The sequence below is a fragment of the Sphingomicrobium sp. XHP0239 genome (genome assembly GCF_039555325.1).
GTDB lineage: Bacteria > Pseudomonadota > Alphaproteobacteria > Sphingomonadales > Sphingomonadaceae > Sphingomicrobium > Sphingomicrobium maritimum.
This window is the reverse complement of the sequence record NZ_CP154608.1, coordinates 2,413,183-2,421,308: the sequence shown is the minus strand read 5'-3', so window position 1 is coordinate 2,421,308 and position 8,126 is coordinate 2,413,183. Positions and strand designations below refer to the sequence as shown.

General features: G+C 66.0%; 3 protein-coding genes. All 3 read right to left on the bottom strand.

The window, feature by feature from the left end:
- A partial coding sequence (locus WJT74_RS12205; protein ID WP_343345342.1) for an Ig-like domain-containing protein occupies positions 1-5,393 on the bottom strand: 5,393 nt, incomplete at its 3' end.
- Between the two features lie 571 nt (positions 5,394-5,964).
- On the bottom strand, positions 5,965-7,419 hold the full coding sequence (locus WJT74_RS12200; RefSeq protein ID WP_343345339.1) for an FGGY family carbohydrate kinase: 1,455 nt from the start codon (positions 7,417-7,419) through the stop codon (positions 5,965-5,967).
- On the bottom strand, positions 7,416-8,051 hold the full coding sequence (locus tag WJT74_RS12195; protein WP_343345338.1) for a TetR/AcrR family transcriptional regulator: 636 nt from the start codon (positions 8,049-8,051) through the stop codon (positions 7,416-7,418). The genes WJT74_RS12200 and WJT74_RS12195 overlap by 4 nt, the downstream gene beginning before the upstream one ends.
- Positions 8,052-8,126: the final 75 nt, after the last annotated feature.

Sequence of the window (8,126 nt, the reverse complement as noted above, 5' to 3'; positions counted from 1 at the left end):
ACGTCCACTCCGTCGATGACGAGCGTCGCGAGCGTATCGCTGCCGGTCGCGATCGAGATCGTGCCGTCGGCGAACTCGCTGTCCGCGTCGGCATCGCTTCCCTCGGGCAGACCCGACTCGTCGACGTCGGTCTCGCCCGCAAGGCTGATGACCGGTTCGTCGTCGCTGCCGAGATCGATCGTCACGACCGCGATGTCGCTGTCGCCGTCACCGTCCGTGATCTGATACCGGAATTGGACCTCGCCGGTTTCGTTCGCGCCCGGAATGTAGGTGAAGGTGCCCGCGCCGTCGTACGTGACGCTTCCCGTCCCCGTGATCGAGTTCGGCACCAGGCTGACACCGGTGGCGGCATCGACGCCGTCGGCACCCGTCACGTCGTTGTCGAGCACGTCGATCGCGACCGGCGCGTTGTTGTTGTCGGCCATGACGCTGTCGTCGATCGCGTCGGGCGTGTCGTCGGCGATGGTGATGACCAGCGGCGCTTCGTCGGTGCTGCCGTCGCTGTCGGTTGCGACCACGGTGAACGTGTCGGTTTCCGCGACATTGTCGACATCGTCGGTCGCCTCGGTCAGCTGGTAGGTATAGGTATAGCCGTCGGTGGGATTTCCAGTGACGGTCAGCGTGCCGCTTTCGCCGGTCACGATCCCGCCATTCGTGACGTCCACTCCGTCGATGACGAGCGTCGCGAGCGTATCGCTGCCGGTCGCGATCGAGATCGTGCCGTCGGCGAACTCGCTGTCCGCGTCGGCATCGCTTCCGTCGGGCAGACCCGCCTCGTCGACGTCGGTCTCGCCCGCAAGGCTGATGACCGGTTCGTCGTCCCGCGCCAGCGTCAGCGTGACGGTCGCGATGTCGCTGTCGCCATCGCCGTCGGTGATGCGGTAACGGAAGGTCACGGTGCCTTCCTCGTTCGGACCGGGCGTGTAGGTGAAGGTCCCGTCGCCATTGTAGACGACGCTGCCCGCGCCATTGAGCGAGCCGGCGACCAGCGCGATGTCGTCGAGATCTACCCCGTCGGCACCCTGCACATCGTTCGCGAAGACATCGATATCGATCGTATCGCCCGCCTGGAGATCGGATGCGGTGGCGCTGTCGTCGCGCGCATCGGGGACATCGTCGCCGATGGTGATGACCAGCGTATCGCTCGTCGTGTCACCGTCGCTATCGGTGAGAACGACCTGGAAATCGTCGGTTTCCGCCCCCGCGCCGTCGAACGTATTGTCGGTCAGCTCGTAGGTGTAGCTGTAGCCGCTCGACGGATTCCCGGTAACGGTCAGCGTGCCGAACTCGCCGACGACGGTCCCGCCATTGGTGACGTCCACGTTGTCGATAACGAGGCTGCCCACGCCGTCATTGCCCGTCGCAACACCGATGGTGCCCGAGGTGAATTCCCCATTGCCCGAGGCAGCGGATCCCGGCGCTTCGCCGGCCGGCGGACCGTCGAGCCCGGATTCCTCGACGCGCGTGCCGCCCGCCAGGGTAAGCTGCGGCTCGCTGTCGGCGCCGAGCGTGATGGTCACGGTCGCGACATCGCTGTCGCCGTCGCCGTCGGTGATGCGATACTGGAAACGAACCGTGCCGTCTTCGCCCGCACCCGGATTGTAGGTAAAGGTCCCGTCGCCGTTGTTGACGACGGTCCCGGTCCCGGTGAGCGAGCCCGCGACATAATCGATGTTGCCGAGCGGAACGCCGTCCGCACCCTGCGTATCGTTGGCGAACACGTCGACCGTGATCGGGCTGCCTTCGGCAAGGCTCGCCCCGTTCACGCTATCGTCGCGCGCGTCGGGCGTGTCGTCGACGATGGTGATGACGAGATCGCTCGAGCGTGTATCGCCGTCGCTGTCGGTCGCGGTGACGGTAAAACTGTCGGTTTCCGCCCCGGGCCCGTCGTCGGTATTGGTCGTCAGCTCGTAGCTGTAGGCATAGCCGTCGGTCGGATTGCCGGTGACGGTCAACGTGCCGAAGTCGCCCGCGACGACGCCGCCGTTGGTGACGTTGACCCCGTCGATGACGAGCGACACGACGGTATCGTTGCCGGTGGCCACGTCGATGGTGCCGCTGGCGACTTCCTCGTCGCTTCCCGCCGCGCTGCCGGGCGCTTCGCCCGCCGGCGGGCCGTCCAGCCCCGCTTCGTCGACCTCGGTGTCGCCCGCGATCGAGATCAGCGGGACCGAGTCCCCCGGATAGGTGATCGTCACGGTCGCGACCGAACGATCGCCGTCGCCGTCCACGATGACATAGTCGAACGTGACGGTGCCGCTTTCGCCGGCGCCCGGGACGTAGGTGAAGGTGCCGTCCCCGTTATAGCTGACGGTGCCCTGGCCCGACAGCGAGCCGTCGACATAGGCAATATCGTCGAGATCGACGCCGTCGGCGCCTTCGACGTCGTTGCCGAGAACATTGACCGTGACCGGACGGTTCTCCACGCCCGTGGCGCTGTCGTCGTTGGCGGTGGGGACGTCGTCGACGATCGCGATGGCGAGCGTATCGGTGGTCGTATCGCTGTCGCTGTCGGTGAGGACGATCTCGAAATCGTCGGACTCCACGCCCGCGCCGTCATCGATGTTCGTCGTCAGTTCGTAGCTGTACGCGTAGCCGTCGGTCGGATTGCCGGTGACGGTCAACGTGCCGTAGTCGCCCGCCACGACACCGCCGTTGGTGACGTCGACGCCGTTGATGACGAGGCTGGCGACCGCATCGCTGCCCGTATCGACGGCGATAGTGCCGCGGGTCGTCTCGCCGTCGGTCGCCGCCGCGCTGCCGGGCGCTTCGCCCGCGGGCGGGCCGTCGAGACCGGCTTCGGTGACGCTATCGCCGCCGCCGAGCGTGATCGTCGGTTCGGAATCGGCACCAAGGTCGATGGTGACGGTCGCGATGTCGCTGTCGCCATCCCCGTCCGTCACGCGATACTGGAAGGTGACCGTCCCATCCTCGCCCGTTCCGGGCGTGTAGGTGAAACTGCCGTCGTCATTGTACGCGACGCTCCCGCGGCCGGTCAGCGATCCCTCGACATATTCGATGGCGTCGAGTTCGACGCCGTCGGCCCCTTCGACGTCGTTGGCGAACACGTCGATGGTGATCGGCGTGCCCTCGCTTCCGCTGGCACTGTCGTCGCGCGCGTCGGGGACGTCGTCGACGATGGTGATGACGAGATCGCTCGAGCGGGTATCGCCGTCGCTGTCGGTCGCGGTGACGGTGAAGCTGTCGGTTTCCGCCCCCGGGCCGTCGTCGGTATTGGTCGTCAGCTCGTAGCTGTAGGCATAGCCGTCGGTCGGATTGCCGGTGACGGTCAACGTGCCGAAGTCGCCCGCGACGACGCCGCCGTTGGTGACGTCGACCCCGTCGATGACGAGGCTGGCGACCGCATCGCTGCCCGTATCGACGGCGATAGTGCCGCGGGTCGTCTCGCCGTCGGTCGCCGCCGCGCTGCCGGGCGCTTCGCCCGCGGGCGGGCCGTCGAGACCGGCTTCGGTGACGCTATCGCCGCCGCCGAGCGTGATCGTCGGTTCGGAATCGGCACCAAGGTCGATGGTGACGGTCGCGATGTCGCTGTCGCCATCCCCGTCCGTCACGCGATACTGGAAGGTGACCGTCCCATCCTCGCCCGTTCCGGGCGTGTAGGTGAAACTGCCGTCGTCATTGTACGCGACGCTCCCGCGGCCGGTCAGCGATCCCTCGACATATTCGATGGCGTCGAGTTCGACGCCGTCGGCGCCTTCGACATCGTTCGCAAAGACGTCGATGGTGATCGGCGTGCCCTCGCTTCCGCTGGCACTGTCGTCGCGCGCGTCGGGCGTGTCGTCGACGATGGTGATGACGAGCGTATCGGTGGCGCTGTCGCCATCGCCGTCGGTGACGGTCACTTCATAGCTGACGGACGTGTCGTCCCCGGCGCTGTTGTCGAGCAATGTGAAGCTGTACCCGACCGATCCGTCGGCGATCGACGTGACGGTCAGGACGCCGAGGCCATCCTGCGACGCAAAGGTCTGTCCGACGCTGGTGACGAGCACGCCGTCGATCCGCACCGCGCTCGCGCCGTCGCCATCGGTATAGGTGATCGACCCGCTGGTCGTTTCGCTGTCCAAAGACGCCTCGCTGCCGGCGGGTTCGCCGCCGCGCGCGGGCAGGCCGGCTTCGTCGACCTGCGTACCGCCATCGGGACTGCCCGGCTGCGGCAGCGTGACGGTCGGCGTGGTGTCGGTCGAGACGATGGTCAGGGTCGCCTGGCTCTCGCTCCCGTCGCCATCGCGCACGAAATAGGTGAACGTGTCGGTGACGGTGCCGTCCGCGTCGTCATTGCGCGTGTAAAGCCACTCGCCATTCGCGCCCGCCGTCAGCGTTCCGTACTCGCCCTCGACGATCAGGCCCTCCGGACCCGCCAGGACCGGGGTGCCGTCGATCAGGATGCCCCATCCGCCAAAGCCGTCGGCACCGAGCGTGTCGGCGCTGCCGGTGCCCGCGTCGGAACCTTCGCCGGTGATGACATTGCCGTCGGCATCGTCGTCGCCCGCTTCGAGCGTCACGACATCGTCGCGCGCGATCGGGCTGTCGTCGGTCACGACGATGGTGATCGTGCCGGTCGCCGTGTCGCCGTCGGGATCGGTGACGACGACGGTGAACACTTCCTCGACATCGCCCGAGGTGTTGTCTGTCAGGGTGTAATCATAGTCGATTTCGCCGGGGCGAATGCCGGTGATGACGATCGTGCCATAGTCGCCTTCGATGACCTGACCGACCCCGGTGACCGGAACACCGTTGATAGTGACGTCGCCGACCGGATTGTCGCTGTCGGGCGAGGAGATGATGATCGTGCCGCTGGTCGTCTCGCTATCGGCATCGGGATCGGTCCCCGCAGGCTCGTCGCCGCGTTCGGGAAGGCCTGATTCGTCGACCGACACGATCACGTCGGGCTGCGGAACGGCGTTGCCCGGAACGTCGATGTCGATATCGGGAACCTCGTCGCGCACTTCGCCAAGTCCGATGAGGTCGAAGGTCGGCGGCGTATAATCGAGCGCGGTCGGAGGCAGGAGGTCGCCCAACGCGGCGCGCGGGCCGAGATCCCCGACGTCGACCGCGAAGTTGCCGCCGCTCGACGGCGTGTCGCCAGCCGCCGGACGCGGCTCTTCGTCGCCGATGAGCAGCGCGGCGAGCGTTGCGGATGGAACCTCGACGCCGTCGATGACGAGCTGGGGCACGAAGATGGCGCCGCCCTCGATGATGATGAAGCTGCCGTCGGGCAGTGCGACGACCAGATCGCGACCGACAACCGTGATGTCGGACAGTTCGACGCCTTCGGGAAGCACGACGCTGCCACCTGGTCCAGGCTGAACCCGAACGGCGTTTTCGGGCAAGGCCTGATCCGTTTCGTCACGGCCCGCAGCACTCTGAGCCATCGAGAGTTCGTCCTGTCGCATATCCCACCCATCGGTTGCGCGAGAGCCCCAGCGCGGGGCGTCTCACTGGTCGTCGGCCAGAATGCGTTGAACAAGAACGGTTAACGTGACTGCGCATTCCGGCTTTGTCGGGAAGGGAATGACCACAATTCCGAGTCAACTTCAAGGAAGCCTTCTTGATCCAGCGCAAGAACGCCCCAAGCGATCAAATCGCAAACAACAAGTCGATTGTTAAGATTTAACTATTAATCTTCTGTCTGAAAGTATCTATGCCTCGAATTATTACGCTGTTTTTCGGATGACGAATGGAATGAGAAAATATGCTCTCTAGTTAATTCGAGTATAAGACGCATTATTCTCCAATGTCGGGACTAATAAGGGGCTTCAAGAAATTAAATATCTCTTAACCCTTTTTGTAAAATCCGAACTTGGCTCAACGACTTGATTCGGACGCGTATCGAGATCCGACATGCGCGCTGCAAAACGTCCCAGAATAGGACGAGAGCGCTGAAAGGATTCGCGAATTCGGGACCGCGACTCGCCTTCAAGCCGTCTGCGTCCGAGTCGTTCGTCAGACGATGGCCGAAAGAATCGATCCCCACCGTTCGATTCTTTCGTCGCGGATGTCGGCCCGGATAGTCGGGGAAAACCTCTCGTACGAGGTCCGCATCCCCTGCATCGCGCAGCCCAGATCCTCGAACATGCCAGCACCCACCCCCGCCAGCATCGCTGCCCCGCGGGCGGTCGATTCCACATCGGTCGGACGCTCGACGATCACCTCGGTCATGTCGGCCAGATCCTGCGCGAGCCAGTCGTTGGCGATCATGCCGCCGTCCACCCGCAACTCCTTCCACGCCGCGCCGTCCGCCGCGAAGGCCGTCGCCAGGTCGCGGGTGCTCATCGTCACCGCCTCCAGCGCGGCGCGCACCAGATGGGCGCGCGTCACTCCGAACGTCAGCCCGTGGATCGACCCTTCCAGTTCGGGGCGCCAGTGCGGCGCGCCCAGCCCGGTGAAGGCGGGAACGATGGTGACGCCGCCCGAATCCTCGACGCTGCGTGCAAGAGCCTCGGTCTCCTCGGCGCTGTCGACCAGACCCGCCATGTCGCGCAGCCATTTCACCAGGCTTCCCGCCACGAACACCGAGCCTTCCAGCGCGTAGAGCGGCGGCCCCTCCCCCGCATAAAGCAATGTCGCGAGCAGCCGATGGTCCGACCGGGGCCGCCGCTCGCCGGTCGATGCGAGCGCGAACAGCCCCGTTCCGAAGGTCGCCTTGGCCGCGCCGGGGGCAAGGCACGCCTGCCCGATGGTCGCCGCCTGCTGGTCGCCCGCCGACCCGGAAATGGCGATCGGCCCTCCGAACAGTTCGGTCGTTCCCAGATCGCCGGTCATCGGCACGATCCGGGGCAGCGCCGCGCGCGGCACTCCGAACAGGTCGCACAGCCCCTCGTCCCATGCCATCGTGTCGAGCCGCATCAGGCTGGTCCGACTGGCGTTGCTGGCATCGGTGACGTGCGCGCCGGTCAGCTTGAACAGCAGCCAGCTTTCCACGGTGCCGAACGCCAGTCGGCCGGTCCGCGCGGCGTCGGCGACCGCCGGTTCCTGTTCGATGAGCCAGGCCATCTTGGCGGCGCTGAAATAAGGGTCGAGGACGAGCCCCGTCGCCTCCTGCACCGCCGCTTCCTCGCCCCGCTCGCGTAGCGCGGCGCAGGTCGATGCCGTGCGCCGGTCCTGCCATACGATCGCAGGGGCGAGAGGTTCGCCCGTCCGCCGGTCCCACGCCACCACCGTCTCGCGCTGGTTGGCGATTCCGATCGCCGTGATCCGCGCCGCGCCGCCCGCCCTGTCGATCGCTTGCTCCATGACCGCACGGCTTTCGCGCCAGATCGCGCCTGCATCCTGTTCGACCCAGCCGGGCCGCGGATAGCGTGCCTCGATCGGTGCCTGTGCGCAGTAAGCGATGCTGCCGTCGTCCTCGAACAGAAGCGCTCGGGTCGAACTCGTCCCTTCGTCGAGGACGAGGATCATCGCGCCGCCGTCCCGTAGGCGCGCATGAACACCGCCACCGCCCCCTCGATCCGTTCCTGGTCGCGCATCGGGTCGGTCGCCGCGCCATAGCGCCGTTCCATCTCGCCGAACCCCTTGCACATCGACACGAACTGTTCGGCGGCCAGTTGCGGATCGGCCACCTCGATCTCGCCCGCATCGTGCGCCGCCGCGATCACCCCCGCCAGATGGTCGCACATCGGACGCGGTCCGGCGTCGAGAAAGGCGGCACCGACCGCCGGGTCGCGATCCGCTTCCGCCGCGATCCGCCGGTCGAAACGGACGATCTGCGACTGCGACAGAAAGCGGTGGAACGCGGTCCCCAGCATGGTCAGATGCTCCCGGATCGGTTTGCGCGGCGCGTCGGACTCCAGCCGGATCATGCCCTGCATCCCCGCACATTCGGCCTGCACCGCGGCGGCGAACAGCCCCTCCTTATCCCCGAAGTGATTGTAGACGGTGACCTTCGACACCCCGGCATCGGCGGCGATCGCCTCGATCGACGCAGCCGCGAACCCCTCGTCGAAGAACGCCCGCGATGCGGCCGCGAGAATGGCGTCGCGCTTCGCCTCGCTTGAGGGACGCAGTTTTTTCTCCGCAGGGGGGTTCGACAAAGTGAACGACTCCGTTCAATTAAACGCTACCGTTCAGAGAGTATGCGTCCGAGTCGAGTGAAAAGCAAGGAAGAG

Bases quoted from the DNA above. Each gene is read 5' to 3' on its own strand.
- WJT74_RS12200 (WP_343345339.1), bottom strand. From the start codon at position 7,419: ATGATCCTCGTCCTCGACGAAGGGACGAGTTCGACCCGAGCGCTTCTG.